This window comes from Rhodococcus sp. P4_F3_2 (assembly GCF_056401335.1).
Window position 1 is genome coordinate 224,775 of sequence record NZ_JBFUJN010000004.1, and the last position, 25,156, is coordinate 249,930.

Annotated in this window: 28 protein-coding genes and 1 pseudogene; 17 read left to right on the top strand and 12 right to left on the bottom strand. The window is 62.9% G+C overall.

The window, feature by feature from the left end:
* Positions 1–33 precede the first annotated feature (33 nt).
* Genes AC1DWA_RS06250 through AC1DWA_RS06260 form a run of 3 tightly spaced genes read right to left on the bottom strand, consistent with a single transcriptional unit; the run spans position 34 to position 2,354 of the window.
* Positions 34–1,290 carry an MFS transporter gene (locus tag AC1DWA_RS06250; RefSeq protein ID WP_477916525.1) on the bottom strand — a complete coding sequence of 419 codons (1,257 nt, stop codon included), beginning with the start codon at positions 1,288–1,290 and terminating at the stop codon, positions 34–36.
* 23 nt (positions 1,291–1,313) lie between these two features.
* Positions 1,314–1,757 (bottom strand): MarR family winged helix-turn-helix transcriptional regulator, encoded by a 444-nt coding sequence (locus AC1DWA_RS06255; protein WP_477845768.1) that lies wholly within the window; start codon positions 1,755–1,757, stop codon positions 1,314–1,316.
* A 33-nt stretch (positions 1,758–1,790) separates the two neighbouring features.
* Positions 1,791–2,354, bottom strand: coding sequence for a TetR/AcrR family transcriptional regulator (locus AC1DWA_RS06260; RefSeq protein ID WP_477845769.1), 564 nt, complete (start codon positions 2,352–2,354; stop codon positions 1,791–1,793).
* A 63-nt stretch (positions 2,355–2,417) separates the two neighbouring features.
* On the opposite strand from AC1DWA_RS06260, the gene AC1DWA_RS06265 reads away from it, so the two are divergent.
* Together AC1DWA_RS06265 and AC1DWA_RS06270 are read left to right on the top strand one after the other, a co-directional pair.
* Positions 2,418–3,098: a lysophospholipid acyltransferase family protein gene (locus tag AC1DWA_RS06265; protein ID WP_019749437.1), complete on the top strand. Its 681-nt coding sequence runs from the start codon at positions 2,418–2,420 to the stop codon at positions 3,096–3,098.
* A 49-nt stretch (positions 3,099–3,147) separates the two neighbouring features.
* Positions 3,148–3,861 (top strand): lysoplasmalogenase, encoded by a 714-nt coding sequence (locus AC1DWA_RS06270; protein ID WP_021343244.1) that lies wholly within the window; start codon positions 3,148–3,150, stop codon positions 3,859–3,861.
* Between the two features lie 4 nt (positions 3,862–3,865).
* On the opposite strand, the gene AC1DWA_RS06275 is transcribed toward AC1DWA_RS06270, so the two are convergent.
* Positions 3,866–4,309: a hypothetical protein gene (locus AC1DWA_RS06275; protein WP_020906637.1), complete on the bottom strand. Its 444-nt coding sequence runs from the start codon at positions 4,307–4,309 to the stop codon at positions 3,866–3,868.
* A gap of 34 nt (positions 4,310–4,343) precedes the next feature.
* Here AC1DWA_RS06275 and AC1DWA_RS06280 point away from each other — a divergent pair, with 34 nt between their 5' ends.
* From AC1DWA_RS06280 to AC1DWA_RS06300, 5 genes are all read left to right on the top strand, one after another.
* Positions 4,344–5,126, top strand: a complete 783-nt coding sequence (locus AC1DWA_RS06280; RefSeq protein ID WP_019749440.1) for an SDR family oxidoreductase — start codon at positions 4,344–4,346, stop codon at positions 5,124–5,126.
* Positions 5,127–5,193: 67 nt separating this feature from the next.
* Entirely contained in the window at positions 5,194–5,793 is a 600-nt protein-coding gene (locus tag AC1DWA_RS06285; protein WP_020968805.1) for a DUF6636 domain-containing protein, read from the top strand.
* Positions 5,793–6,485 (top strand): TrmH family RNA methyltransferase, encoded by a 693-nt coding sequence (locus AC1DWA_RS06290; RefSeq protein WP_019749442.1) that lies wholly within the window; start codon positions 5,793–5,795, stop codon positions 6,483–6,485. The genes AC1DWA_RS06285 and AC1DWA_RS06290 overlap by 1 nt, the downstream gene beginning before the upstream one ends.
* A 57-nt stretch (positions 6,486–6,542) precedes the next feature.
* Positions 6,543–7,664, top strand: a complete 1,122-nt coding sequence (locus AC1DWA_RS06295; protein ID WP_019749443.1) for a glycoside hydrolase family 76 protein — start codon at positions 6,543–6,545, stop codon at positions 7,662–7,664.
* A gap of 11 nt (positions 7,665–7,675) precedes the next feature.
* Entirely contained in the window at positions 7,676–8,383 is a 708-nt protein-coding gene (locus AC1DWA_RS06300) for an alpha/beta fold hydrolase (protein ID WP_400821763.1), read from the top strand.
* Here the strand turns inward: AC1DWA_RS06300 and AC1DWA_RS06305 are convergent.
* Positions 8,346–9,344 (bottom strand): GNAT family N-acetyltransferase, encoded by a 999-nt coding sequence (locus AC1DWA_RS06305; RefSeq protein WP_477845770.1) that lies wholly within the window; start codon positions 9,342–9,344, stop codon positions 8,346–8,348. The genes AC1DWA_RS06300 and AC1DWA_RS06305 overlap by 38 nt on opposite strands.
* 91 nt (positions 9,345–9,435) lie before the next feature.
* On the opposite strand from AC1DWA_RS06305, the gene AC1DWA_RS06310 reads away from it, so the two are divergent.
* Positions 9,436–10,788 carry an LLM class flavin-dependent oxidoreductase gene (locus AC1DWA_RS06310; protein WP_007726771.1) on the top strand — a complete coding sequence of 451 codons (1,353 nt, stop codon included), beginning with the start codon at positions 9,436–9,438 and terminating at the stop codon, positions 10,786–10,788.
* A gap of 44 nt (positions 10,789–10,832) precedes the next feature.
* Positions 10,833–11,960, top strand: a complete 1,128-nt coding sequence (locus AC1DWA_RS06315) for a GTP-binding protein (RefSeq protein WP_029254750.1) — start codon at positions 10,833–10,835, stop codon at positions 11,958–11,960.
* A gap of 11 nt (positions 11,961–11,971) precedes the next feature.
* Here AC1DWA_RS06315 and AC1DWA_RS06320 read toward each other — a convergent pair whose 3' ends face one another.
* On the bottom strand, positions 11,972–12,634 hold the full coding sequence (locus AC1DWA_RS06320; RefSeq protein ID WP_019749448.1) for a DedA family protein: 663 nt from the start codon (positions 12,632–12,634) through the stop codon (positions 11,972–11,974).
* Positions 12,635–12,663: 29 nt separating this feature from the next.
* Entirely contained in the window at positions 12,664–13,401 is a 738-nt protein-coding gene (locus tag AC1DWA_RS06325) for a VTT domain-containing protein (RefSeq protein WP_477916528.1), read from the bottom strand.
* Between the two features lie 180 nt (positions 13,402–13,581).
* On the opposite strand from AC1DWA_RS06325, the gene fbaA reads away from it, so the two are divergent.
* Positions 13,582–14,619: a class II fructose-bisphosphate aldolase gene (fbaA, locus tag AC1DWA_RS06330; RefSeq protein WP_019749450.1), complete on the top strand. Its 1,038-nt coding sequence runs from the start codon at positions 13,582–13,584 to the stop codon at positions 14,617–14,619.
* Between the two features lie 79 nt (positions 14,620–14,698).
* Here fbaA and AC1DWA_RS06335 read toward each other — a convergent pair whose 3' ends face one another.
* Entirely contained in the window at positions 14,699–15,646 is a 948-nt protein-coding gene (locus AC1DWA_RS06335) for an Rv0361 family membrane protein (protein ID WP_477845771.1), read from the bottom strand.
* Positions 15,647–15,771: 125 nt separating this feature from the next.
* Between AC1DWA_RS06335 and AC1DWA_RS06340 the strand changes: the two genes are divergently transcribed.
* The 3 genes from AC1DWA_RS06340 (at position 15,772) to AC1DWA_RS06350 (ending at position 18,341) form a co-directional block, all read left to right on the top strand.
* A complete protein-coding gene (locus AC1DWA_RS06340) occupies positions 15,772–16,188 on the top strand; it encodes a DUF3151 domain-containing protein (RefSeq protein ID WP_003944361.1) in 417 nt (138 codons plus the stop codon).
* A complete protein-coding gene (locus tag AC1DWA_RS06345; RefSeq protein WP_099697970.1) occupies positions 16,175–17,320 on the top strand; it encodes an FUSC family protein in 1,146 nt (381 codons plus the stop codon). Before AC1DWA_RS06340 ends, AC1DWA_RS06345 begins: the two co-directional genes overlap by 14 nt.
* 91 nt (positions 17,321–17,411) lie before the next feature.
* Entirely contained in the window at positions 17,412–18,341 is a 930-nt protein-coding gene (locus tag AC1DWA_RS06350) for a cation diffusion facilitator family transporter (protein ID WP_019749454.1), read from the top strand.
* On the opposite strand, the gene AC1DWA_RS06355 is transcribed toward AC1DWA_RS06350, so the two are convergent.
* A complete protein-coding gene (locus AC1DWA_RS06355) occupies positions 18,331–18,795 on the bottom strand; it encodes a pyridoxamine 5'-phosphate oxidase family protein (protein WP_046379819.1) in 465 nt (154 codons plus the stop codon). The genes AC1DWA_RS06350 and AC1DWA_RS06355 overlap by 11 nt on opposite strands.
* A gap of 64 nt (positions 18,796–18,859) precedes the next feature.
* Between AC1DWA_RS06355 and AC1DWA_RS06360 the strand changes: the two genes are divergently transcribed.
* Entirely contained in the window at positions 18,860–19,813 is a 954-nt protein-coding gene (locus AC1DWA_RS06360) for a helix-turn-helix transcriptional regulator (protein ID WP_477845772.1), read from the top strand.
* On the opposite strand, the gene AC1DWA_RS06365 is transcribed toward AC1DWA_RS06360, so the two are convergent.
* The gene (locus tag AC1DWA_RS06365) at positions 19,810–20,751 is read right to left on the bottom strand and encodes a DUF808 domain-containing protein (RefSeq protein ID WP_477845773.1); all 942 of its coding nucleotides are present in this window, start codon (positions 20,749–20,751) and stop codon (positions 19,810–19,812) included. The two genes, AC1DWA_RS06360 and AC1DWA_RS06365, sit on opposite strands and share 4 nt — an antisense overlap.
* Positions 20,752–20,991: 240 nt before the next feature.
* Here AC1DWA_RS06365 and AC1DWA_RS06370 point away from each other — a divergent pair, with 240 nt between their 5' ends.
* Positions 20,992–21,648: a class I SAM-dependent methyltransferase gene (locus AC1DWA_RS06370; protein WP_003944335.1), complete on the top strand. Its 657-nt coding sequence runs from the start codon at positions 20,992–20,994 to the stop codon at positions 21,646–21,648.
* 28 nt (positions 21,649–21,676) lie between these two features.
* Here the strand turns inward: AC1DWA_RS06370 and AC1DWA_RS06375 are convergent, their stop codons facing one another.
* On the bottom strand, positions 21,677–22,846 hold the full coding sequence (locus AC1DWA_RS06375; RefSeq protein ID WP_477845774.1) for a thiolase family protein: 1,170 nt from the start codon (positions 22,844–22,846) through the stop codon (positions 21,677–21,679).
* A complete protein-coding gene (locus AC1DWA_RS06380) occupies positions 22,843–24,258 on the bottom strand; it encodes an MFS transporter (protein ID WP_029254758.1) in 1,416 nt (471 codons plus the stop codon). Before AC1DWA_RS06380 ends, AC1DWA_RS06375 begins: the two co-directional genes overlap by 4 nt.
* A 58-nt stretch (positions 24,259–24,316) precedes the next feature.
* Here AC1DWA_RS06380 and AC1DWA_RS06385 point away from each other — a divergent pair, with 58 nt between their 5' ends.
* Positions 24,317–24,814 (top strand): winged helix-turn-helix transcriptional regulator, encoded by a 498-nt coding sequence (locus tag AC1DWA_RS06385; protein ID WP_031333093.1) that lies wholly within the window; start codon positions 24,317–24,319, stop codon positions 24,812–24,814.
* A 92-nt stretch (positions 24,815–24,906) separates the two neighbouring features.
* Positions 24,907–25,156: pseudogene (locus AC1DWA_RS06390) on the top strand (HNH endonuclease signature motif containing protein); the annotation flags it as partial.

Here is a 25,156-nt window from a genome sequence, read left to right on the forward strand (position 1 = left end):
GGAGTCCCTGCACTCCTCAACCACTCACAGGGGTCAGTCGCCGACGGTGACGGCGAGTGCTTCGTCGACGCTGTGCGGCGCGGGATCGTGGTCGTCGACGTGTGCGAGGACCTTGCGTCCGCTCGACAGGACGAACACGGCGGCGAGGGTGAGCACCGCGCCGACCCAGAACGGCATGTGGACGTTGGACTCGCCGAGCTTGCCGGCTACCCACGGAGCTGCGGCGCCGCCGACGAATCGAACGAAGCTGTAAGCAGCCGAGGCGGTCGACCGTTCCACGGGAGCCGAGATCATGACGGTTTCGGTGATGAGTGTGTTGTTCACGCCGAGGAACAACCCGGCGAGGACGACACCCACGATCAAGACGATCTTGTTCTCGGTGAAGAGCGCCATCATGCCGAGGTCGAGTGCGAACAGTGTCAGCGCCAGCATCATCATCGGTAGTGTGCCGAAGCGTCGTTGCAGGCGAGGGGCGAGGAAAACCGACGAGATCGCCAGCATCAGGCCCCAGCCGAAGAAGATGAATCCGATCGGGTACGCCCCCATGTCGAGGGGGAACGGTGTGTACGCGAGCAGTGTGAAGAATCCGTAGTTGTAGAGCAGCGCGGTGATGGCAACGGTGAGTAGCCCGCGGTGTCGCAGCGCCTGGAACGGTGCAGCGATGGACGTGTGGTGTTCGGGCTTGGGTGCGCTCGGAAGCATCACGACGATGAGAATGAAAGCAACCGCCATCAGGGCTGCGACGCCGAAGAACGGTGCGCGCCAGCTGATGTCACCGAGAACGCCGCCGACCAGCGGTCCGACCGCGATACCGATGCCCAGTGCAGCCTCGTAGAGGATGRTTGCCCGTGCGACGCCGCCGCTGGCCGCGCCGACGATGGCCGCCAGTGCCGTTGCGATGAAGAGTGCATTGCCCAGTCCCCAGCCGGCACGGAATCCGACGATCTGGCCGATGGTGCTGGAAGCGCCTGCCAGAGAGGCGAACACGATGATGATGGCAAGGCCTACGAGAAGTGTTTTCTTGGCGCCGATGCGGCTGGACACCACACCGGTGATGAGCATGGCCACGCCGGTGACGAGCATGTAGCTGGTGAACAGGAGCGAAACCTGCGACGGTGTGGCGTCGAGTTGTTCGCCGATCGGCTTGAGGATCGGATCGACCAATCCGATGCCCATGAAGGCGATGACGCTGGCAAAGGCTACCGCCCACACCGCTTTCGGTTGTTTCAGGAGGCTCGGCGGAGCCTCGTTCTGGTGCGTTGATGTCGCGGTCGTGTTGCTCACGGCCACCTCCTTTTTCAGTGGTGGGTATTTCAGCTGGGGTCGGAAGTCTTGATGATGGACCGCAATTCGGCCAATCCGTCGGCCAGTTTCTTGATCTGCTCGGGCCCGAGTTCGACGAAGTGGGGGACTAGAGCGTCGGCGATCTCGTTTCGGCCGTCGTTCAGGATATTTCGACCCTTCTCGGTCATGGCGACGCGCACTGCGCGGGCGTCCTCCGGGTCGGCGCGGCGTTCGACGTAACCGTTCTCGCCGAGTTTGCGCAGTAGGGCAGTGGCAGAGGGCTGYGAGCTTCTGTCGAGTCGAGCGAAATCGCTGATCCGCATTTCGCCGTATTCCTCGAGGAGTGAGAGCGCGCGCAGCCAGGCGCGTGGGTACTGATCGGACGCGAAAGAACCTGCCAGCTTCGCGAAGCGGTGCGTGTTGCTCACGAGGTTGACGAGTAGTTCGTGCAGTTGCTGCTCTTCATCTGTCACGAAAAATATTATTGCATAGGGTAACTATGTAAATCAACGAGTCCGTAAAAGGTGGTCCGTCACACTTGTGGTGACCAGTGCCGCGATGTCGAGGCCGGGTGCAACGAGCGCGAGGCTTCGATTTGCCGCCAGCACTGCGATGCCGTGGGTTCCGGTCCAGATGTTCACCGCAGAAGTGGTGGGATCGGACGCGTCGGCCTCTTCGGTCAAGGCTTGCAGGGCGGCGAAGAGCGGGAGTGACGACTCTCGGAGGTTGCTGCCGGCGGCTTCGAGGAGGTCGTGGCGAAATATCAACTCGAACATCGCCGGCCGCTCCTGGGCGAATGACACGTATTCGATTGCTGCCGAGATCAATCGGCTACGAGCGGGTTGTTTGCCGACAAGTGCCGGTTGGAGTCTTTCGGTGAGATCGCGCAGGCCGTGTGAGGCAATTGCGGCAAGCAGGCTGTTGTGGGTCGGAAAGTATCTCCGCGGGGCGCCGTGCGACACGCCCGCCCGACGCGCGATCTCCCGTAGCGTCAGTTCTGTGGCGCCGTCGGCATCGAGAATCTCGACGCCGGTGGCGACGAGTGTATCGCGAAGGCTGCTGACAGTCATGGAAGACAGTGTCTATTATTCTGGACGTAGACACTGTCTACTAGACGGAAAAGGTGATGCCCTGTGCTCTATTGGCTGTTCAAATACGTTCTGATCGGCCCGGTCCTCTGGCTGTTCGGGCGGCCGACGATCGAGGGGCAGCACCACATCCCCAAGAAAGGGCCGGTGATTCTCGCCGGAAACCATCGGGCAGTCGTCGACTCGTTTTTCCTGGTCCTCATGGTGCGCCGGCGCATCACCTTCGTCGCGAAGAGTGAATATTTCACGGGGACCGGTGTGAAGGGCGCGATGCAGCGCTGGTTCTTCGGTGGGGCGGGTCAGGTGCCGATCGACCGTAGTGGCGCCGATGCCTCCCGTGCGGCATTGGACACGGCCATCGGAATTCTCGACAAAGGCGGAGTCTGGGGGATCTATCCCGAGGGAACGCGATCGCCCGACGGATGCCTGTACAAGGGAAAGACCGGAGCGATTCGTGTCGCCTTGGAAACCGGGGCGCCGGTCATTCCCGTCGTCGTGCACGGCGGCGACGCAGTCAACCCGCCGGGTACGCGGATGTGGCGCTTCAGCAAGGTCCGGATCACGGTAGGGGAGCCGATCGACTTCTCTCGGTACCGCGAACTTCGTGGCTACCAGGCCGTCGTGCGCGCGGCGACGGACGAATTGATGTCAGTGCTCTGTGACCAGTCGGGGCAGGAATACGTCGATGTCTACGGCGCGGACGTCAAATCCGGCGATGCTGCCTGAGTGACCCAGTACGGTCGCTGTTGGACGTGTAACCAACAGGAGGATTGTGATGGCGGGCAAGTGGGGCATCGAGCACGCAGTTTTTGCGGCGGCGACGGCAGCGACGGTGGTCGGGGCAGTGGTCGGTAACGAGCGGGTTCAGCAGATCGCGAAGCCGCTGATTGCACCTGCCTTGGCGGCCCGAGTGCTGCGCAAGCGCTCGGAGACGGAAACAGCCGATACCGCACTGCTTCTCGCCGGCCTCGCCGCTGCGACCGTCGGCGACGTGTTCATGATCGACCCGGACAACGATGCTCGTCTGATCAAGGGCGCGTCCTCGTTCGCGGTGATGCAGGCCAGTTACTCGGCTCTTCTCCTGCGCCGCGGGGCACGGCCGACCCGTGCTGCCCTCAAACCCCGCATCAGCGGTTGGTCGACGGCGTCCGGTCTGCTCCGTGCCAAGGCACCGAGCGTGTCGACGCCGCTCACCGGATACGGATTGATGTTGGGAACCACCTCGACGTTGTCGGCGGACCCCGCTCTGGCACCGCAGTCCAAGGCCGTGCTCGACGTTGTCGTCCCGAACAAGGATCGACGCTCCTGGCTCGGATTGGGCGGAGTGCTCTTCACCGCGTCCGACGGGCTGATCGTGGTGCGTCGACTGTTCATCCGCGGGACCGCCGGCCGCGCCGCTGCCGAGGGTGTGATCCTGGCGTCGTACGCGGGAGCGCAACTGATGCTGGTGGAGGGCATGTTGGCGCTGGGACGCAAGAAGAGCGTCTAGTTTTTCACGGGCACAGCATGATTCGGTCTCGGTTCTTCGGGTCCACCATGACGGTGACCGTGGATCCGGGAGTGATCTTGTCTTTGAACTCGGGTCGGATCTCGTACTCGATCCGGCCCGAGTACGAATCGGAACCTGGAACCGTGAGGCGGAGTGCGAGCTTGGCCAATTCGCCGTCGACGGTTCGGCGCAGGGGTGTGACTTTGTCGATTCGTGCCCACCCTTCGAGGCCGTGCTTTTCGAGCTTGCGCTCGGCGCGGGTCGGGCGATTGGCCCAGGCCATTCCGAATCCGAGTACCGAGCCGAAAGCGGCGAGTAGCCCGCCGATCTGATAGGGCAGAGTGCCAGGTGGGGTGTGCTCGACCAGCCATCCGAGCCACACCGCGAGCACGATCAGATATCCCACCGCGATGAAACATACGGTGTGTACGACGCGACGGTGATTCATCAGATTTCCTCCATATCCAGGATAGCCTGACCGGATGAGCGAACCGAACGTCTTCATCACCGGTGCTGCGGCTGGAATCGGGCGGGAGACGTCGCTGTTGTTCGCGCGCAACGGATACCGCGTCGGCGCGTTCGACATCGACGACGCCGGCCTTGCCTCCTTGAAGGCCGAGATCGACGGTTTCGGTGGCAGCGTCGTGACGGGTGTCCTGGATGTCACCGATCCGGCCGGATGGGCGCAGTGTCTGGCCGATTTTGCCGGGGAGTCCGGGCGTCTGGACATCCTGATCAACAATGCGGGCGTGCTCTCCTCGGGACGGTTCGAGGATATTTCTCTTGCGGCGCATCGCCGAATGGTCGACATCAACATCACCGGCACCCTCAACGGCACGCACACGGCTTTCCCGTACCTCCGCGATACCGTCGGCGCTCAGGTGGTCAATCTGTGCTCCGCTTCGGCGATCTACGGCCAGCCCGAACTGGCGACGTACGGTGCAACCAAGTTCGCGATCCGCGGCCTGACCGAGGCGCTCGATCTGGAATGGGCACAGCACGACATCCGTGTTCTCGCGCTCTGGCCGTTGTTCGTCCAGACCGCGATGGTCACTGGAATGGACACCGGAGCCACCAGATCGTTGGGTATCAAGCTGACTGCCACCGACGTCGCGCAGGAGCTGTGGGCGGCCACACGCGGCGCCGGACGCGTACACAAGGTTCACTACCCGGTCGGAACTCAGGCAAAGCTCTTTCTCAGTGCGTCGCGGTTCTCGCCCGCGTGGCTCTCACGGCTGATGAACAAGCGCGTCACCAGCACTTAGTCGACCACACGATAGAGTGCACTGTCGGCTGTTGCTGGGCCAAGATGACGTGTGTGGAGGTAGTCGGGTGGTTCGTGTCCGGGTGGGGTTCGTCTTGTTGGGCGTCGGGTCGGCGCTCGTGCTCGCAGGGTGCGGCGGGGAGGCGGATTCAGCGCCGACCGTAGCGGCGCAGCCAAGTTCGACCACCACTACCGCAGTGCCGACGACAACCACCACCGTCGCGCCCGTCGTCCCCACGACCACCGAACCACCGACCACGACGCTGCCACCGACGACGACGCTCACGGACGTGCAGTTCGAGCGCAACGAGTCGTACTACTTCACCACTCCCGACGGGAACTTCCAGTGCGGCATCATCAAGTTGCCCACCAGAATCGAAGCCGGGTGCGAGGGAACGACCACTCCGGTTCCGCCGCGGCCGGAGAGCTGCATGGTCAACTGGGGCAACGGCATTCGCGTCACCGACGAAGGTGAGGGTGCTTTCATGTGTTCGGGCGGAGAGGTGTACACCTCGGGCGGTCCCGACGCCGATCCGGTGTTGGCGGCCGGTCAACCGCTGAGCAAACTGGGTTTCACCTGTACGACCACCGCGACAGACGTCTCGTGTGTCAACGATCAGACCACGCACGGCTTCACGGTGGCTGCAGATTCCAACGAGGTGTACTGATGACCGAAGTCGCAGCCGACGACGTCTCCGGTGGGGCCGGTGAACCGGGACCCACCGAGTGGGGCGAGAACCCCAACGGCGTCGGGCCGTGGGCCGAGGAGCACGACACGGAACCGCCGACCGACGAGCGCTACGACCCCGTACTTCTGGCCGAGGGTGATCGTCGAAACGTCTTGGACGAGTACCGGTACTGGACGCGGGAAGCGATAGTCGAGGACATCGACTCGCGCCGTCACACGATGCATGTCGCCATCGAAAACTTCGCGCACGACGCCAATATCGGCACGGTGGTTCGCACGGCAAACGCGTTTGCTGCGGCCGCGGTCCACATCGTGGGGCGTCGGCGCTGGAATCGGCGGGGCGCCATGGTGACCGATCGATACCAACACATCGTTCACCACGCCGACATCAGCGAGCTCGTCGAGTACGCCCGTGAGAATTCACTCACGATCGTTGCCGTCGACAACACCCCGGGGTCGGTGCCGCTGGAAACGGCAAGCCTGCCGCGAGAGTGCATCCTGCTGTTCGGTCAAGAAGGGCCCGGAGTGACCGATCATGCGAAAGAGGTTGCGTCCATGACGGTCTCGATCGCGCAATTCGGGTCGACTCGCAGCATCAACGCCGGTGTCGCGGCCGGCATTGCGATGCACGCGTGGGTACGTGAGCATGCCGATCTCGCCGATTCCCGCTGATCTCGCTCGCGAATTCCGGCTAGCGCGTAGCGCCTCGACCAGACAGGATAGGTAGTTATGCAGGAAGTGTGGGCAGAGCGAGCCGATGCGGCTGAGGGCGCGATAGTCAGTCGTCACCTTCGGCGCCTGTGGGGACTGCCCCGGACAGCACTCGGCGTGGTTGCCTGGCCTGCTGTTCGGCGCGAGCGGATGTTCAAGCCGTGGCACTACTGGTGGCAAGCACACCTGCTCGACACTGCAATCGACGCGCTCGAACGTGACCCGACGCCCAAGCGTCGTCGCCGGGTGGCGAAGGTTGCCCGCAGTGTACGGGTCCGCAACGTCTCGGCGTGGACCAACAACTATTACGATGACATGGCGTGGCTGGGCCTCTCGCTCGAACGTGCTCAACGCATGTTCTCGGTCGATCACCGGACCGCGGTCCAGGCGCTCGAATCGCAACTCTTCGATTCGTGGTCCCCGGCCGACGGCGGCGGTATTCCGTGGTGCAAAGGTTCCGATTTCTACAACACACCGGCAAACGGACCCGCCGGAATCATGCTGGCGCGCACCGGAAAACTCTGGCGCGCGCAGGCAACGGCCGACTGGATCGACGAGACGCTGCGGGATCCGGACTCCGGACTGATCTTCGACGGTATCCGCCGCGACGGCACCCTCGAGCGCGCGATCTATTCGTACTGTCAGGGCGTCACGCTGGGGTTGGAAACCGAGTTGTCGACGCGATTGGGCGAGCCGCGTCACCGCGAGCGAGTCCACAAACTCGTCGACGCGGTGTACGACGGAATGACCGAGTACGGAGTCATCACGGGCGGTGGCGGAGGCGACGGCGGGCTGTTCAACGCAATCCTGGCTCGCTACCTGGCGTTCGTGGTGGTGAACCTGTCCTGGGAGACTCACGAGGACCTGCGAGCGCGCGAACTCGCAGCGCAGATCGTTCTGTCCTCCGCGGAAGCGGCCTGGAACAACAGACTGCAGATCGAAGGTCTGCCGCTGTTCGGGCACGACTGGACCAAGGATGCTCAGTTGCCGAGTCTGTCCGGCGACATCGCCACCTTCGCCGCCGGAACGGTGCGCTCGTCGAGCGTGCCCGAGCGAGACCTCTCGGTGCAGGTGGGTGGGTGGATGCTCATGGAGGCGGCCTTTGTCGTCTCGGCGGCTGGATACCCGCGTAAGCGTTAGGCTTTTCCCTCATGGAATCCCGGCACGTGGTCGACACGGACGGCGTACGTCTTCACATCGATGTCGGTGGGGCAGGCGCGGACGTTCTGGTTCTCTCCGGCGGCCCGGGATGCGTTCACTATCTTGCTCACGACGAGCTGGTTCCGGAAGGAATGCGCGCGTGGTGCCCTGAGCCACGCGGAGTCGGCCGGTCCGGTGGCGGCGCTCATACGATGGCGCAGGCGGTTGCGGACCTCGAACTCGTCCGACGCACGTTCGAGATCGACAGCTGGGTCGTGTTGGGGCACTCGTGGGGATCCGACTTGGCGGTGCGGTACGCACTCGACTGTCCGGAATCGGTGTCCGGCGTCGTCGGCATCGCGGGGCACGGCCTCCACAAGGACCGGACCTGGTCGAAGCAGTACGAAGCGGGAATCGAGCCGGACCCGCAGATACCTTGGGAACCTGTTGTCTGGCAATCGCTTCAAGAATCGTTCATCGAATGGATCCATGAACCACAGCTGTTTCGGCAGTTGGCCGACTCACCCGTGCCCATGACATTTCTCGCGGCGGCCGACGATATTCGCCCGTCGTGGCCGTTGCAGCAACTGGCCGAGCTCGTGCCTAACGGTAGTTTCGAGGTCATCGACGGTGTCGCGCACAACTTCTGGCAGTCTCACCCGCTCCTGTGGAGGAAGATCGTCACCGAGGCTTGTGCAACGCACTCTCGACTCTCCTGATCTCCACCAGGATCCGCTCCGCAACGGTCTGGTATCCCAGGCTCCGATTGACGGTCAGCATCGGGTGATTTTCCGCGTTCACCGTTGTGTAAATTCTTCGCAGCGAGGGAAATTCAGCTGCCAACACAGACGCTTGTTGCTCCTTGACCCACCGAGCGAGACCGTGTCCGCGGTGCTGGGGAAGTACCACGGTGTCATGCTGCGATGCGTGGGTGCTGTCATGTTCGTCCACCGTCACCACTGTCGCTGCGGCTACTTCGCCGACGCTGTCGTCGACCGCGCAGCACACCAGGAGTACCTGAGAGCCACCCGTCATCTTCTGTTCCCACGATCTGACCTCGTCGGCTCCCCAATTACGTTCGGGCATCTGCAGTTCGGCGCCCGGCGCGTCGAGGAGTCGGTTCAATGCCTCCGAGAAGGAGTGGACCAGCTCGTCCGGGGTTCGGTTGCGCCAACTGACGATTCGATAGCCGGGGCGGGCACTGTGTGCGGTGGGAGGGCTGAGGTGCTGAACCTGGTTGGCCAACCGAAGCAACACACGGTGGCCGTCGAACGATCCCAGGAAATGCTCGGCTGCGCTTCCGACGAGCGCCGTCACTCTGATTCTTCGCACGCCGAACCCGGCGATGTCGATTTCGGCGAGTTCGGCAAGCGCTCGTCCTACCCCTCGTCGCTGCGCGTGGGGTGTCACGTACATCCGAAACTCTGCGAGATCAGGTTCCGCCGAGTTGCGTCGCGCCTGGGCGATACCGAGGACCTCGTCCGTTCCGCCGTCGCGTGCGATCCAACGCCATACATCGGCCGAACCGTCCTCGGCCTCGATCATTTCCATCAGCGCCGTCGCTGTCGGCGCAGTTCCGGACAGGTGACGCTGGCCTTCGGCGAAGACCTCACACCACTGGTGAAGAACCGATGCTGTCGATCCGGACGGTACGAACTCGGCTACAACTACGCGGCTCACCCATGTGACGATACCGAGCTGCCAACCCCGAGTTGGAATCACGCGAACCCTAACCCTGTCGGACTGCGGCGGCAGTTGCCAGCATTCAGGCATGTCTGATTCTCCGCGCCAACTGAGCCTCAACGCGTTCATCCACCCCGCCGGTCATCACGAAGCGGCGTGGCGTCATCCGTGGACAACACCGGAACGTCTGTTCGACGTCACGTATTTCCAGGAGATCGCTCGCACTGCTGAGGCGGCGAAGTTCGACGGAATCTTCTTCGCCGACGGTCCCGCGTTGCGCAGCGACGTCGAGCACGGTCCCGCAGGGACGTTGGAGCCGATCACCTTGTTGACGGCCATTGCAGTGGCAACCGAGCGGATCGGATTGATCGCGACGGCGTCGACCACGTACTACGAGCCGTACAACCTGGCTCGGCTGTTCGCCTCACTCGACCACATCTCGAACGGACGCGCTGGGTGGAACATCGTCACCACGGGTACGGATCTGGCTGCCGCCAACTTCGGGCTGGCCAAGCATCCGGACCACGGCGACCGGTATTCGCGTGCAAGGGAATTCGTCGACGCGGTGGTGCGGTTGTGGGACAGCTGGGAGGACGACGCGATCAGTCTGGACCGGGAGAACGGAATCTACGCGGACAGAAACAAGATTCACGAGATCAACTACGTCGGCCGGCATCTTCGGGTGCGGGGACCGTTCAACGCACCGCGAACGCCGCAGGGATACCCGGTGCTGGTGCAGGCCGGGGCGTCCAACGACGGTCGCGCGTTTGCCGGTCAGTATGCGGAGGCGATTTTCACAGCGCACCAGAGACTTTCCGATGCGCAGGCGTTCTACACCGACATCAAGTCGAGGGCTGCTCAGTTCGGGCGCAACCCCGATCATGTCAAGATTCTGCCCGGAATCAGCCCGTTCATCGGTGACACCGAGGAACAAGCCAAGGCGCTCGAGCGAGAATTTAACGAGTTGACCTCGCCGGAGTACGGGCTCGCGCAGCTCGGTGCACTCACCGGGACCGATGTTCGGAATCTGGAACTGGATGCACCGGTTCCTGTCGAATTGTTCGCGGCGGCAGGTGATGTCACCGACAACAAGCAAAGCAGATTGCAGGTGATCGCCGGCATAGTCGAGCGTGAGCGTCCGACGGTTCGGGGCCTGCTTCATCGTTTGGCGGGTGCGCGCGGACACCGGGTGTTCGCCGGAACCGCCGAGCAGGTGGCTGACACGATCGAGGAATGGTTCACCAGCGGTGCTGCTGACGGATTCAACGTCATGCCGCCGTACTACCCGGGTGGACTCGAAATCTTCACCGAGCGTGTGGTCCCGATCCTGCAGGATCGCGGTCTGTTCCGCACCGAATACACGGGTACGACGCTTCGTGATCATTTCGGGTTGCCGAGGCCCGAGAGCCAGTTCTCGGGTAGTGCGTCTGCAGTGCAGTAGGCCCGCCTCCCGTTGTCGATAATGACAATGGTTACCATTAAGGAATGAAGCAGCTACCGGTAACCGTGCTGTCCGGATTTCTGGGCGCAGGCAAGACCACACTCCTCAACCACATCCTCGCCAATCGAGACGGCCGTCGGGTCGCCGTCATCGTCAACGACATGAGCGAGATCAACATCGACGCGGCGCTCGTCGCGGGCCAGGGCCACCTCGATCGCACGGAGGAGAAGTTGGTCGAGCTCACCAACGGATGCATCTGCTGCACGCTGCGTGAGGATCTGATCGACGCCGTCGGCGCGCTGGCCCGAGAGGGGCGATTCGATCAGTTGGTGATCGAATCCACCGGCATCTCCGAACCGATGCCGGTGGCGGCCACCTTCGACTGGGAATTCGAGGACGGCTTCAGCCTCGGCTCGCTCGCGAAGCTCGACACGATGGTGACCGTGGTGGACGCGTCGACCTTCCTCGGCGAGCTGGCAAAAGGCGAGCGACTGGACGAGCGCAACCTCGAAGCCGGGGAGGGGGACGGACGCAGCATCTCCGATCTCCTGGTTGATCAGGTGGAGTTCGCCGACGTCATCTTGCTGAACAAAACCGACTTGGTGAGTCCGCGGGCGGCGGGAACCGTCGAGGCGACGCTTCGAAGGCTCAACCCCACTGCTCAGCTGATTCGGACCGACCACGGAAAAGTCACCCTCGATCGCGTCCTCGAAACCGGTCTCTACAACCCGGAACTGGCTGCGCAAGTACCCGGTTGGGACGAGGAGCTGGCCGGCGGGCACACCCCGGAAACCGAGGAGTACGGAATACGCAGCGTCACGTATCGAGCCTCGCGACCCTTTCATCCGGCGCGACTCGAGGCTGCGCTCGGTCAGTTCGCGGGACTCTTGCGAAGCAAAGGCTTCTGCTGGATCGCCAGTAGGCCCGAGTTCGCCGCTATCTGGTCGCAGGCAGGCCCCAACCTCGTCATCGAACCGGCGCAACTGTGGGCGTCGGCAGCGGAGGTGCCAGGGCAGGAGATCGTGTTCATCGGAGTGAAACTCGACCCGGCGACGCCGTCGCGAATCCTCGATCCGGCTCTGCTGACCGATGACGAACTACGCGAAGGACCGCGGGTCTGGATTCGCTACGACGACCCGCTTCCGGCGTGGGACCAGAGCCACCTGCACTGAGCAGACAGCTTCTAGTCGAGGACTTCTTCTACCTCGACGTCTTCGGCCGGTCGGGCCATTTCCTTGCGGTACTGCCAGATTCCCAAAGCGGTGCCGATGACCAAGCTGACCATCATCACGATCAGCACGGCGGGCAGCAACCACGGAACGCGATCGAGGAACGAGCCACCGTAGAAACCGAGCAGCAGGAGTACCGGTGCCCAGATGATCGCGCCGATGGTGCTCGCGATGGTGTAGCGCGTGTGGTTCATCTTGGCTGCGCCTGCGACCATCGGGCACAGGGTGCGAACCCACGGAACCCAGCGGGCGATCAGGACGGCCCAGAACCCGTGTCTCTCCAACAGGATGTTGACGCGGTGCAGATTCTTCTCAGTGAAGTACTTGCCGCCCTTACGGGCTTTGATGTGGTTGCCCGTCCGGTGGCCGATGACGTACCCGACCTGGTTGCCGGCAATGGCAGCGATCATCGCGCCCACCGACAGCGCCCACACGTGGCCTGCACCGGATTCGTGACCGGCAAGCACGATTCCGGCTGTGATCAGCAGCGAGTCACCAGGGAGAAACAACCCGAGGATGATCGCGCACTCGATGAAGACGAACGTGACGACGATAATCCAGACCAACAGGGGCCCGGCAGTCTCGAGTGGGGAGAAACTGCCGGATGCGAGCGTCATCGTGGTCAGTTCTTCGCCTCGTTCTGCAATCAGGGGGTGGGGTCTTCGGGGACTGTCACCGTCGAATTGTCCGTAGTGGAAGTATTCGCCGATTCACCACGTCTCGACGCCAGAATTCGCTTTCCGATTTCGAAGACGATCGGCAGAACCGACACCAGGACGATCAAGATGAAGATGTAGTCGACATTGTCGCGGATGAATTCGATCTGCCCCAGGAGGTAGCCGAGCAAAGTCACACCGGCACCCCACAGGATGCCGCCGACGATGTTGTAGGTCAGGAACAGTGAGTACTTCATCTTCGAGGCGCCCGCGACAACCGGTGCAAAAGTACGCACGATCGGCACGAACCTCGCCAGGATAATGGTGATCGGGCCGTGCTTTTCGAAGAAGGCATGCGACTCGTCGATGTACTTCTTCTTGAAGAACCGCGCGTCGTCCGTCTTGAACAGGGCAGTTCCGCCCTTGGCGCCGATGTAGAACCCGACTTGGTCACCCAGAATCGCGGCGATCGGAATCGTCACCAGGAGCACCCACAGCGGCGCGAACGGTTCGATCTCGGTGGACTTGGAAGCCGCGATCAGCCCTGCGGTGAAGAGCAGAGAATCGCCGGGCAAGAGCGGAAACAGCAGCCCTGATTCGATGAAGACCACCAGAAGCAGTCCCACCAGAACCCACGTTCCGAAGGAATTCAAGAGGWTCACGGGATCGAGGAAGCCGGGCAGCAAGGCCAGGTTCGTCACGGATTCAGTTGCTGCCTGCACATTCACGGGGGCCAGAGTACCGGCCGAATCTGAGTGTTTCCCACCACCGCAGGTCATCGCGTCGGTGGCGGCGGCCGAGACCGCAAAGAGACGTGACGAGTCGGACTTGCCATACTGCTAGGACCACACGAAGCGCTTTCACATCGCCGAGCGCTCCGAACGACACGTATATGGAGGACTCCCGCCGTGCCTATCGCAACTCCCGAGGTCTATGCCGAGATGCTTGGTCGGGCCAAGGAGCATTCCTTTGCCTTCCCCGCCATCAATTGTGTCGGCTCCGAATCCATCAACGCAGCCATCAAGGGCTTCGCGGACGCCGGCAGTGACGGCATCATCCAGTTCTCGACGGGCGGCGCCGAGTTCGGTTCCGGTTTGGGCGTCAAGGACATGGTCACCGGCGCTGTTGCGCTCGCCGAGTTCGCACACGTGATCGCGGCAAAGTACGACGTCACCATCGCGCTGCACACCGACCACTGCCCGAAGGACAAGCTGGACACCTACGTGCGTCCGCTGCTCGCGATCTCGCAGGAGCGCGTCGACGCCGGTCGTAACCCGCTGTTCCAGTCGCACATGTGGGACGGCTCGGCTATCCCGATCGACGAGAACCTGGCAATCGCCAAGGAACTGCTCGCCCTCTCCAAGGCTGCACGCATCATCCTCGAGGTCGAGATCGGTGTCGTCGGCGGCGAAGAAGACGGCGTCGAGGCCGAGATCAACGACAAGCTCTACACCTCGAGTGAAGACTTCGAGAAGACGGTCGATGCTCTGGGCATCGGCGAACAGGGCAAGTACCTGCTCGCAGCCACCTTCGGCAACGTCCACGGCGTCTACAAGCCGGGCAACGTCAAGCTCAAGCCCGAGGTTCTCGAAGAGGGCCAGAAGGTCGCCGCTGCCAAGCTCGGCCTGGCCGCYGGCTCGCAGCCCTTCGATTTCGTCTTCCACGGTGGATCGGGATCGCTGAAGTCCGAGATCGAGGATTCGCTGAACTTCGGCGTCGTCAAGATGAACGTCGACACCGACACCCAGTACGCGTTCTCCCGTCCGATCGCCGGACACTTCTTCTCCAACTACGACGGCGTCCTCAAGGTCGACGGCGAGGTCGGAAACAAGAAGGCGTACGACCCGCGCAGCTACCTCAAGAAGGCCGAAGCAGGCATGACGGCTCGCGTCGTCGAGGCGTGCAACGACCTGAAGTCGGCCGGACGCTCGGTGTCCGCAGGCTGATCGGCTTCACAACTGCGCTTCACAGAACAAAATGCGCGCCGACGAATTTCTCGTCGGCGCGCATTTTCTGTTCAGGTGCTTACTTGCTGGGATCGCAGACCTTCCACGTGCCGTCCTGGCGCTCGAGGTCGAACGTGCGCCACGACTGTTCGCCGGTGCTCGGCAAACTTGCCTGGACCTGAGCGATCGCGGTGTCGTCGGTGATGCGCACCGCATCGACGGCTCCGACCTGCGGGATCGTCTTTTGAGCGACGGCATTGTCGTGGACCTGAGCGAACGCCGCGTCCGGAATAGTGCGGTAATACTCGCCCAGCGCGCCACACGTCGACGTTCGTAGAGTCGCCAGATCACCGGTCTGAAGAGCATCGACGTACGTCGAGATGGCGGTCTGAACCTGGGCTTCAGGTGAGCTTTCGCCGCTACCGCTGTTGGACGAGACGAAGACTGCGATGCCGATGGCCGCGAGGACGGCGACGCCGGCCGCTGCTGCCGCGATGTACCAGCCCTTGCCGCTGCGCTTGGTTTTTTCCGGCGCGGCAGGCTCGATGCGAGTCGGCATCGGCTGGGCCGGCGGTGGGGTCGCTGCGACACCCACACGTTGAGGCGCGGAGCGCTGTGGCGGTTGAGGCGCGGAGCGCTGTGGCGGTTGAGGCGCGGAGCGCTGTGGCGGTTGAGGCGCGGAGCGCTGTGGCGGTGGCGGCGGGGTTGGAGCTTGCCGAGGTGGCGGTGTCGGCTGCGCGGCTTTCGGAATCGCGACGGTGGCGGGCTCCGGCTTGGGCTGGGGTGTCGGTGCTGCTGCCGGTGTTTCTGCTGGTGTTGCTGTGGGTGCCTGAGTTGCCTTGGGGATCGCGACGGTTGGCGCGCTGGCGGCTTTGGCGTCGCCGTCCGCCTTCGAGTTCTTGTCCGCCTTCGAGTTCTTGTCTGCCTTCTGGATCGCCACAGTCGCAGGTTCGGTCGGGGCCGACTTCTCGGGCGCACCGTTCGGGGCTGCGCTCTTTTTCGAGTTGTCGTCTTTCGAGTCCGGCACGGGTAACCCTTCGGTCTTATGCGGCAATGACCATGTCAGGGTAACGACCGGTATGTACCGGGCATAACTCCGACCGTCGGCGAGGCGGTCCTGTGGCAGAAAGGCGTAGCGGGCACAATGAGCGCATGACCCAATTCGGTGACCTGCTCGGACCCAAGCCCACTCTGCTTCCCGGCGACGACGAGGCGGAATCGGCACTGCTCAACCACGCTGACCCGGCCCAGGTCGCGGCCGACCATCCCACTGCCTCCATCGCGTGGGCCTACCTCGCCGAGGCTGCCCTGGACAAGGGCGAAACCATCACTGCCTACGCCTACGCGCGTACCGGCTACCACCGCGGACTCGACCAACTGCGTCGTAACGGTTGGAAGGGTTTCGGTCCTGTGCCCTACAGCCATGAACCGAACCGCGGATTCCTCCGTTGCGTCGCTGTCTTGGCCAAGGCCGCGAAGACGATCGGTGAGGCCGACGAGTACGCGCGTTGCCTAGATCTGCTCGAAGACTGCGATCCCAACGCCGCCGAAGCGCTTGGCCTCGGTTAGCAGTTTCCGTCCGAGCCGGGCCGGTATCAAGGACCGGGCTCGCAAATCGGTGCGTCGGCTTCAGACGTCGGCGCTACCGATCATTCAATGTGCCTTGGCGGCCGGATTGGCGTGGTGGGTTGCCACCACGGTGATCGGGCACCATGCGCCGTTCTTCGCGCCGATTGCCGCCGTGGTCTCGCTCGGTCTGTCGTTGGGCGCCCGACTACGACGTTCGTTCGAGTTGGTTGCGGGTGTCACGGTCGGTATCGGAATCGGTGACCTGATCATCTCCGGCATCGGGAGCGGACCCTGGCAGATCAGTTTGGTTGTCGTGCTGGCGATGTCCGTCGCGGTGCTACTGAACAGTGGGCCGATCTTCTCCATGCAGGCCGGAAACTCGGCCGTGCTGGTGGCGACGCTGATCCCACCGGGCGGCAGTGGCGGGCCCGATCGCATGATCGACGCCCTTGTCGGTGGTTTGGTGGGCATCGCGGTGGTCGCGATCATCCCCACGCACCCGGTACGACGCGCACGCAAGGATGCTGCATCGATTCTCGGAACAGCGTCAGAGGTACTGCAATTGGTGGCAGACGGCCTCGTCGCGAACGACCCGGACCCGATCGTGAAGGCGCTGCAGAAGGCGCGCGCAACTCAGGGTGCCATCGACGGATTGCGCAGCAACCTCCTCGGCGGGCGCGAGATCAGCCGAATCTCCCCGCTGTACTGGAACAGTCGACCGCGCCTCGAAAGGCTCATGGCGACAGCCGATCCCATCGACAACGCGATGCGCAACATTCGAGTGCTCGCGCGTCGTTCGTTGACGTTGGTCAGGGACGACGAGATCCTCGATCCTCGTCTGGTGGCTCAGGTCGAGCGCTTGTCGAAAGCCGTCGAAGTTCTCAAGGACATGATCCTGGCGGAGCCGGGGGAGCAGCCTGATCAGGCCGAGGCAGCGCGCGTCCTGCGCTCGGTGGCGAAGGAACTGAAACCGGCGATAGTCGAGAACGCAGGACTGTCCTCGACGGTGGTGTTTGCCCAGATTCGATCGCTGGTGGTCGACCTCTTGCAGGTAGCAGGCATGAAGCGCATCTCGTCGATCGCCACTCTGCCGCCCACTGTGCCGCACCCGGCGTACGAGCCGGATCGCTGACCTCTGCCTTTTCCCGCTCACTGAGCAACTCATTGTATGTATGCGAATGTATGCATATGCTCTGAGAAGGACTTGGGAGGGAACAGGACAAATGGGAGCAGGGCACGGCCATTCACACGGCCACTCGGCAGCAGATTCGGTCGGAGTAGGGCCGTCACCGCAACGCATCAAGAAAATGGCGATCGCGCTTGCGATCCTCGTTGCATTTCTCGTACTCGAAGCCACGGTCGGCATTCTGATCAACTCGCTGGCGCTGCTTGCCGACGCCGGCCACATGCTCACCGACGTGGTGGGCATGGCTATGGGATTGACGGCTTTGCTGCTCGCGAAGAAGGGCAGCACCACCGCGGCCAGGACCTTCGGTTGGCACCGCGCCGAAGTGCTGACTGCCATGGCCAACGCCGTGATGCTGCTGGCCGTCGCCGCCTGGGTCTTCTACGAGGCAATCGGCCGCATCGGTAACGAACCCGAGATCCCTGGCGGCGCCCTGATCATCACTGCAGCTGCCGGATTGGCCGCGAACATCGTCGTGATGCTGATGCTGCGCGGCGATTCCAAGGACAGCCTCGCGGTGCGTGGCGCCTACCTCGAAGTGCTTGCAGACGCCGTCGGTAGCGTCGGAGTTCTGATTGCCGGTGGCCTTGTCCTGCTGTTCAACTGGACGTGGGCGGACGTCGTCGTCGGTGTTCTCATCTCGCTGTGGGTGGTGCCGCGTGCGATCAAACTGGCCGCAGCATCGCTGCGCATTCTGACGCAGGCGTCGCCGGCCGACGTCGACGTCGAAGCGGTCGAGGCCGACCTGGCGGCGCTGCCGAGCGTGATGGGTGTTCACGACCTACACGTCTGGACGCTCACCACCGGCATGGATGTCGCGACGGTCCACCTGACCAGTGACGCGAATTCGTCGAACGTTCTGGAATCCGCGCGCACCGTCCTCGAGAGTCACGGTCTTTCCCACGCCACCGTTCAGGTGGAATCGTGTGCCAACGGCGAGCATTGCGAGAAGAACGTCACTTGGTGAAGCGGGTGATCTCCTTGCCCGGCTTCCAGAGATCGACGTACATGTGCTCGTCGTCGACCGTCGTGTGCACCACCTCGTCGATGTCGAGGACAAAGAGGTGCAGGGGTTTCGGAACCTCGTAGGTGTAGCTTGCGAGCACGCCTTCGAACTCGTCGCCGGTCACCTCGCGTGCGATTCCGGCGATCTTCGCATCGCCGCCCTCCATGGTGTGCTCACCGGGATTGCTGTGTAGGGCGTAGCGCCCGTCACGGATGAGATCCTTCGCCTTGAGTGCGCCGAACATCGAACCGAGCACCAGACGCCCGTCGAGGATTTCGACTTCGGTGCCGCTGACCCGCGGTGAACCGTCCTTGCGCAGCGTTGCGAGGACGTGATGCTTGTGGGCTTTGAATCGTGCTTGGACTGCGTCGGCAAGAGCGGGTACTTCTTCGGAGAACTGCTTCCAAGTGACCATGACGGTCATTGTGCACTCCTATTCCTGACAACTTCTGTCAGTAATTCTCGGTAATGTTCGGTCCATGAGATCCGCGCGGTTGCTCCAACTCATGCTGCGTTTGCAGGGGAGTCGCGGCGTTATCGCCGATCAGTTGGCCGAAGAGTTCGGCGTATCGGTGCGGACGATCTACCGCGACGTGGCCTCGTTGTCGGCTGCCGGCGTGCCGATCTGGACCGAGAGCGGCCCCGGTGGTGGCATCCGTCTGCTCGACGGTTGGCAGTCCAAGCTGTCCGGTATGACGGACGACGAGACGTCCGCACTCATGCTGTTGGGCGTGCCGTCCATCGCTGCAGATCTCGGGCGATCCGACGCCGTCGGTTCGGCGGGGGCCAAACTGCTCCGCTCCCTGCCCGGTCCCCTGCGCGAGAGTGCACGACTGTGGCAGGACCGCATTCTCGTGGACGTTCCGGGTTGGTTCGGCGGCGTCGACGACATCTCTGCGCTTCCGATCGTCACATCCGCTGTGCTGGACTCGCGTCGACTGCGCTTCGTCTATCGCGATCGCGAGCGGACGGTCGATCCGCTGGGTCTGGTCATCAAAGCCGGTGTTTGGTATCTGGTGGCGGGGATGAACGGTCGAACGCTGTCGTTTCGAGTCGGCCGCATCAAAAATGCCGTGGTAGAAGATGATTCGTTCACTCGGCCGGTGGATTTCGACCTGCCGTCGTGGTGGGCGGCGTCGATGGCCGAGTTCGACCGTTCGCTGCTTCGCTTCGAGTGTCGCGTGCGGTTGTCACCAGAGGGCAGGCGCCGGCTCCCCGATGTGGTGGGCGAGCTTGCCGCTGCCGTCGAAGTGGGGCCGGAGGACAACGATGGATGGGTGAGTGCCGAGCTGAAACTCGAGAGCGAAGCTGTCGCGCTCTCGCAGTTGATCGGTTTGGGAGCGGACGTCGAAGTGCTCGAGCCACGGTCGTTGTGTGAAGGACTGCGGGCTGTGGCGGAGCAGATGGTGCTCCGCCACACTCGCAGTGACTAGGCCGTTGCAGAACGCTTTGCGAGCAGGCGGGTGATACCCAGTTGAGCTGCGACGATGATGGCGCCGACCACCAGACCCAGTGCCGCCGACGCAAGTGTGTTGACGATCCACGCCAGTACCCCGCCGACTCCGGCGATGTCACTGACTGCTTCTTCGCCGTGATGAACGGCGTCGTAGAGCGGGTGGAAGCCCAGTTCGTCGATGCCGACCAACAGGATGTGGCCACCGACCCACAGCATCGCGGCGGTACCCACCACCGAGAGCACTGACATCACGTGAGGCATGCCGCGAACGAGGCCTCGGCCGACCTTGTGGGTGAAGCCAGACGACATCTCGGCGATCTTCAATCCGATGTCGTCCATCTTCACGATCAGTCCGACGACGCCGTAGACGACCACGGTGATGACGACCGCCACGACGGCAAGGATCACCAACCGGCTCCAGAAACCTTCGCCCGCGATGGTGTTGAGTGCGATCACCATGATCTCGGCGGACAGGATCAGGTCGGTGCGGACTGCGCCGGAAACCACTGCTTCTTCGTCGCGAGGATGCTCGTCGGCGGCCTCGTGGTGGTCACCGTGGCCGAAAATTGCACCCCAGATCTTGTGAACCGCTTCGTAGCTGAGGTAACAGCCGCCGACCATCAACAGTGGCGTCAGCAGCCAGGGGAGGAACTGACTCAGCAGCAGAGCGATCGGAAGAATGATCAGCAGCTTGTTGCGCAGCGATCCGATGGCGATGCGCTTGATGATGGGCAACTCGCGTTCGGCCGCGAGCCCACGGACGTACTGCGGCGTGACGGCTGCGTCGTCGATGACGACGCCTGCCGCTTTGGCGGTCGCCTTACCGGTTGCGGCGGCAACGTCGTCGATCGAGGCGGCAGCCATACGAGCCAGGGCTGCGACGTCGTCGAGCAGGGCGAAGAGTCCTCCGGCCATCACAGACCTCCAGTGGAATCAGTGGAAAAAGGTGGCCGGACCGATCCGGTGACGCAGTTACTTGATCGCACGAGGTCTCTATCCATGATGGTCGTTGGTGAGGTCAGGTCACCTGGAACGATACCGGGGGCATCCGTCAGGGACGACCTCGCTCGGCCGGTCGCTCTTCGTCACGAAAGGTCTTCCCGACCCGGTGCTCGCGTGTAAGACTGCACAGAAGATCGATCGAAACGGGGCACTATGCGTGAACCAGACACTGCACAGGTCGCCAAGACTTTCGACGCAATGGCGGCGCACTACGACCGACAGATCGGGCGCTTCGAGCGCTTTGTGCTCGGTGACGCCCGGAAATGGGCTGTAGATCAGGCGCATGGGCGCGTGGTCGAAATTGCCGTGGGCACCGGGCTGAACCTGCCTCTCTACGGGGACGACGTCGACTACGTCATCGGAGTGGACATCTCGACTGCGATGCTCGATCAGGCCAGGGTCAAGGTCTCCGAGGGAGTGAAGACCGAAGTCGACCTACGACTCGGAGACGTGCAAGCACTCGATGTTCCTGACGAATGCGTGGACACATTGGTCTCCACCTACGCGTTCTGCACGATCCCCGATCCGGACCGAGTTGCCAGCGAAGCATTTCGAGTGCTGGTGCCTGGTGGTCGATTCGTGCTCGCTGAGCACGGGCCGAGCACCAACACGGTTGTACGGGCGCTGATGAAGGCCGTCGAACCGCTTTCTGTACGGTTCGGTGCCGATCACCTCACCCGCGAACCGGTCGGATACCTCGAAAACGCAGGCTTCCTGATCGACGAGGTGCAGCGCAGTGGACGGGGTGGAATCGTGTTCCGGGTCGTTGCGCGCAAGCCGGATCCCGAATGGACGGCACTCGGTCACTAGTGTCCGAGTGCCGTCCAGCGGTGATTGCTCAGCCCAAGCGCTCCAGGATGGTTGCGTTGGCCAGCCCACCTGCCTCACACATGGTCTGGAGTCCGTAGCGCGCGCCGCGCTGTTCCATAGCGTTGACCAGAGTGGTCATGATCCGGGTTCCGCTGCCGCCCAGCGGATGGCCGAGTGCGATGGCACCGCCGTGGACGTTCACCTTGGACAGATCGACGCCGGTGTCTGCTGCCCACGAGAGGACGACGGGAGCAAAGGCCTCGTTGACCTCGAACAGATCGATGTCCGAGATCGTCAAACCCGCACGGGCCAAGACCTTCTCGGTGGCCGGGATGACCGCCGTGAGCATGTACAGCGGATCGTCGCCGGCGACAGCGAAGCTGTGCAGCCGTGCCTTCGGGGTGAGGCCGAGTTTCGCGGCGATCTCACTGGTCGTGATCATCACCGCCGAACTGCCGTCCGAAAGCGGGCTGCTGTTGCCCGCGGTGATGGACCAGTCGATCTGTGGGAATCGCTGGGCGTAGTAGTCGGATTCGAAGGCGGTCCGTAGGCAGGCAAGGGTCTCGACCGTGGTGCCGGGGCGGACGGCCTCGTCGACCGACAGTTGCGGGAGCGTGGCGAGTTCCTTGGTGAAGTAACCACTCTCGGTTGCCAGCGCGGCTTTCCGATGACTCGACGCCGAGAATTCGTCGAGTTGGGTGCGGCTCAGTCCCCACTTGGCAGCGATCAATTCGGCGCTGATGCCCTGCGGTACCAGACCGTCCGGATAGCGCTCTTCGAAACCTACACCGAGTGACTCGCGCCCGACGCTACTCGAGCCCATCGGCACTCGGCTCATCGACTCGACTCCGGCAGCAACAACGATGTCGTACGCACCGGCAATAACGCCCTGAGCAGCAAAATGAACTGCTTGTTGGCTACTTCCACACTGTCGGTCGACGGTGGTTCCCGGTACCGACTCAGGGTAGCCGGCGGCGAGAAGGGCAGTGCGAGTGACATTCTGGCTCTGTTCACCGACTTGACTGACCGCGCCGCCGATGACGTCGTCGATCAGCGCGGCATCGATCCCGGTGCGCTCGACTACCGCTTTGAGGCTGTGGGCGAGGAGGTCGACGGCGTTGATGCCGTGCAGGGCGCCGTTCGCCTTTCCCTTGCCGATCGGAGTGCGAACGGCTTCGACGATAACTGCGTCTCTCATGACAAATTCCTTTCAGGGATGGCGGATTCAGCAGGGACAACTGGGGTGGGTGTGGTCGCAGGCGTCATTCCCAGCGATGCCAGGGCAGACACAAGCGCGACGGCAAAGATCACCCACCAGGCCTGGCGGAAGGTGTCGGGGTCGACGGAGGAGCCGAGAACCGCGATCAGAACACTCACGCCGAGAACGGTTCCGATCTGTCGGCTCATGCTGACGATAGCGCTACCGGTGGCCGATCGGGCCGGTGCAAGATCCGCCGTGGCCTGCGACAGAATGGTCGGCAGGGCAAGGCCGACACCGATTCCGGCGATGATCCAGCCCGGCAGGAGTCCGGTCGCGTAGTTGGGCGTCGAATCAACCGAGACGAGAACGAGTACGGTTCCGACTGCCCACAGAAGGCTGCCGAGTGCGGCGACGCGTCCCGCCGAGTACTTGCGCGAAAGCGATCCACCGGCGATCGCGAACAGCGGAACCAGAAGCGGACCCGGCGAGACGGCGAAGCCGGTGCGCAATGCCGAGTATCCCCAAACTTCTTGCAGCCAGAGGATATTCGAGAGCAGTCCGGCAGCAAATGCCGCGCTGAACAAGATGGCGGTGACGTTGGACCAGGCAAAGGAGCGGATCTTCAGAAGATCGGGAGCAATCAACGGAGTGCGATGGCGAGAGTTGCTCCACCAGAACGAAAGTAGGGTCGCGACGGCGACGGCGAAGGCGATCAGAACGCGGTTGTCGGTCCATCCCCAATCAGGTCCCTGGACGAGTGCCAGCGCGAGAGAGCCGATTCCGACGGTGAGGAGGGCGGCGCCGACGAAGTCGATCCCGGCATCGGAGTCCTTGTGTGTTGTATCCGGGACGAGTCGGACTGCGAAGTAGAGCAATACGATCCCGACTGGAACATTGATCAGGAAGACCCAGCGCCACGACGCCTCGACGAGAATGCCGCCCACGACGGGGCCGAATGCCGCAGCGGCCGCGCCGGCTGCCGCCCAGATGCGAACGCCGGATTGACGTTTCGCAGCCGGGAGTGCACTGATCAGGAGGCCGAGGCTGGCCGGGGTGAGTGCTGCGGCGCCGACTGCCTGAACGATGCGGAATGCCACCAGTGCCCACAATGACGGACTGAAAGCGCAGGCGGCGCTGGCGAGGGTGAACAGTGCGAGGCCGGCGATGAAGGCGCGCTTGTGCCCGATCCGGTCCGCCCAGCGTCCGAGGGGGATCAAAAGCGCGGCGTAGACGATCGCGTAGCTGTTGAGGATCCAACTGAACTCGCCGAGTGAGTGGCCCGGGTAGCTCTTGGCGATGTCGCCGAAGGCCACGTTGACCACAAAAAGATCGAGGCTGGCGACAAACGGCGCTCCCGACAGAATTGCGAGGAGCGGCCCAGTCCGCACTGGCTGGCTATGAAGTTCCATAGTCAGAAATCTAGACTCTGGCTATGGTTATGGCAAGCCAGGGGGTATGGTGAATTGCATGGACGCTGTACGACTGACCGGAGTGCTCGAAGATCGCGACGCCTGGCGGGCCACGCACTGTTCGATCGGGCGGGCGATGGAAGTGGTCGGCACCCGGTCCGCGATGCTCATTCTGCGAGAGGCCTATTACGGCACAACGCGTTTCGACGACTTCGCGTCGCGAGTCGGCATTACCGAGGCGGTTGCGTCGTCAAGGCTGAAAGAACTCACGGAGGCGGGACTGTTCGAGCGTGTGCCGTACAAGGAGCCTGGAAAGCGGACGCGGCACGAGTACGTGCTCACCGAGAAGGGTCGTGACCTGCTGCCGGCGGTTCTTGCGCTGATGCAGTGGGGAGACAAGTATCTGCACGGCGGAAAAGGCGGACCGTTGGAGGTGGCTGACGACGCTACTGGTGAGCGTGTTCGTGTCGAGGTGCGCAGTGAGTCGGGCCGTGAAGTGCCTTTGGGGGAGTTGCGAGTCTCTGTCAACGAATCGCGTCGGCGGTTGCGCGAATAGCAATGCATCTCAACAGCTCTCGAGTGTAGGTCTTCTCGAAGTTGTCCGTCTTGTCTCTGGTTATCGAAAGTATGTTCGATTAAACTTTCGGTATGGACAGTCGGGAAGCGTGGCAACTGGATGGCGAGGGCCTCAAGAGTGAGGTTCTCGATCTGGCGCGTGCCCGGCGCGAGTTGCAGTCGCGGATGGTGTTGCTGATCGTGGAGATGTTTTCCCGGGAGGTTCTCGGTGGGAAGGGTTTTCGGGCGATCGCGCAGTGGTTGCATGGTTCGACGAATCTGGAGATCGGTGAGTGCAGTCTGCTGGTCGGGTTGGCGCGGTTGTTGATGCTCAAACCTGTTG

Excerpts from the sequence above, each read along its gene's own strand:
- AC1DWA_RS06260 (WP_477845769.1), bottom strand. The coding sequence starts at position 2,354 with ATGACTGTCAGCAGCCTTCGCGATACACTCGTCGCCACCGGCGTCGAG.
- AC1DWA_RS06270 (WP_021343244.1), top strand. The coding sequence starts at position 3,148 with ATGGCGGGCAAGTGGGGCATCGAGCACGCAGTTTTTGCGGCGGCGACG.
- AC1DWA_RS06275 (WP_020906637.1), bottom strand. The coding sequence starts at position 4,309 with ATGAATCACCGTCGCGTCGTACACACCGTATGTTTCATCGCGGTGGGA.
- AC1DWA_RS06280 (WP_019749440.1), top strand. The coding sequence starts at position 4,344 with ATGAGCGAACCGAACGTCTTCATCACCGGTGCTGCGGCTGGAATCGGG.
- AC1DWA_RS06290 (WP_019749442.1), top strand. The coding sequence starts at position 5,793 with ATGACCGAAGTCGCAGCCGACGACGTCTCCGGTGGGGCCGGTGAACCG.
- AC1DWA_RS06295 (WP_019749443.1), top strand. The coding sequence starts at position 6,543 with ATGCAGGAAGTGTGGGCAGAGCGAGCCGATGCGGCTGAGGGCGCGATA.
- AC1DWA_RS06300 (WP_400821763.1), top strand. The coding sequence starts at position 7,676 with ATGGAATCCCGGCACGTGGTCGACACGGACGGCGTACGTCTTCACATC.
- AC1DWA_RS06310 (WP_007726771.1), top strand. The coding sequence starts at position 9,436 with ATGTCTGATTCTCCGCGCCAACTGAGCCTCAACGCGTTCATCCACCCC.
- AC1DWA_RS06315 (WP_029254750.1), top strand. The coding sequence starts at position 10,833 with ATGAAGCAGCTACCGGTAACCGTGCTGTCCGGATTTCTGGGCGCAGGC.
- AC1DWA_RS06320 (WP_019749448.1), bottom strand. The coding sequence starts at position 12,634 with ATGACGCTCGCATCCGGCAGTTTCTCCCCACTCGAGACTGCCGGGCCC.
- AC1DWA_RS06340 (WP_003944361.1), top strand. The coding sequence starts at position 15,772 with ATGACCCAATTCGGTGACCTGCTCGGACCCAAGCCCACTCTGCTTCCC.
- AC1DWA_RS06350 (WP_019749454.1), top strand. The coding sequence starts at position 17,412 with ATGGGAGCAGGGCACGGCCATTCACACGGCCACTCGGCAGCAGATTCG.
- AC1DWA_RS06355 (WP_046379819.1), bottom strand. The coding sequence starts at position 18,795 with ATGGTCACTTGGAAGCAGTTCTCCGAAGAAGTACCCGCTCTTGCCGAC.
- AC1DWA_RS06360 (WP_477845772.1), top strand. The coding sequence starts at position 18,860 with ATGAGATCCGCGCGGTTGCTCCAACTCATGCTGCGTTTGCAGGGGAGT.
- AC1DWA_RS06365 (WP_477845773.1), bottom strand. The coding sequence starts at position 20,751 with ATGGCCGGAGGACTCTTCGCCCTGCTCGACGACGTCGCAGCCCTGGCT.
- AC1DWA_RS06370 (WP_003944335.1), top strand. The coding sequence starts at position 20,992 with ATGCGTGAACCAGACACTGCACAGGTCGCCAAGACTTTCGACGCAATG.
- AC1DWA_RS06375 (WP_477845774.1), bottom strand. The coding sequence starts at position 22,846 with ATGAGAGACGCAGTTATCGTCGAAGCCGTTCGCACTCCGATCGGCAAG.
- AC1DWA_RS06380 (WP_029254758.1), bottom strand. The coding sequence starts at position 24,258 with ATGGAACTTCATAGCCAGCCAGTGCGGACTGGGCCGCTCCTCGCAATT.
- AC1DWA_RS06385 (WP_031333093.1), top strand. The coding sequence starts at position 24,317 with ATGGACGCTGTACGACTGACCGGAGTGCTCGAAGATCGCGACGCCTGG.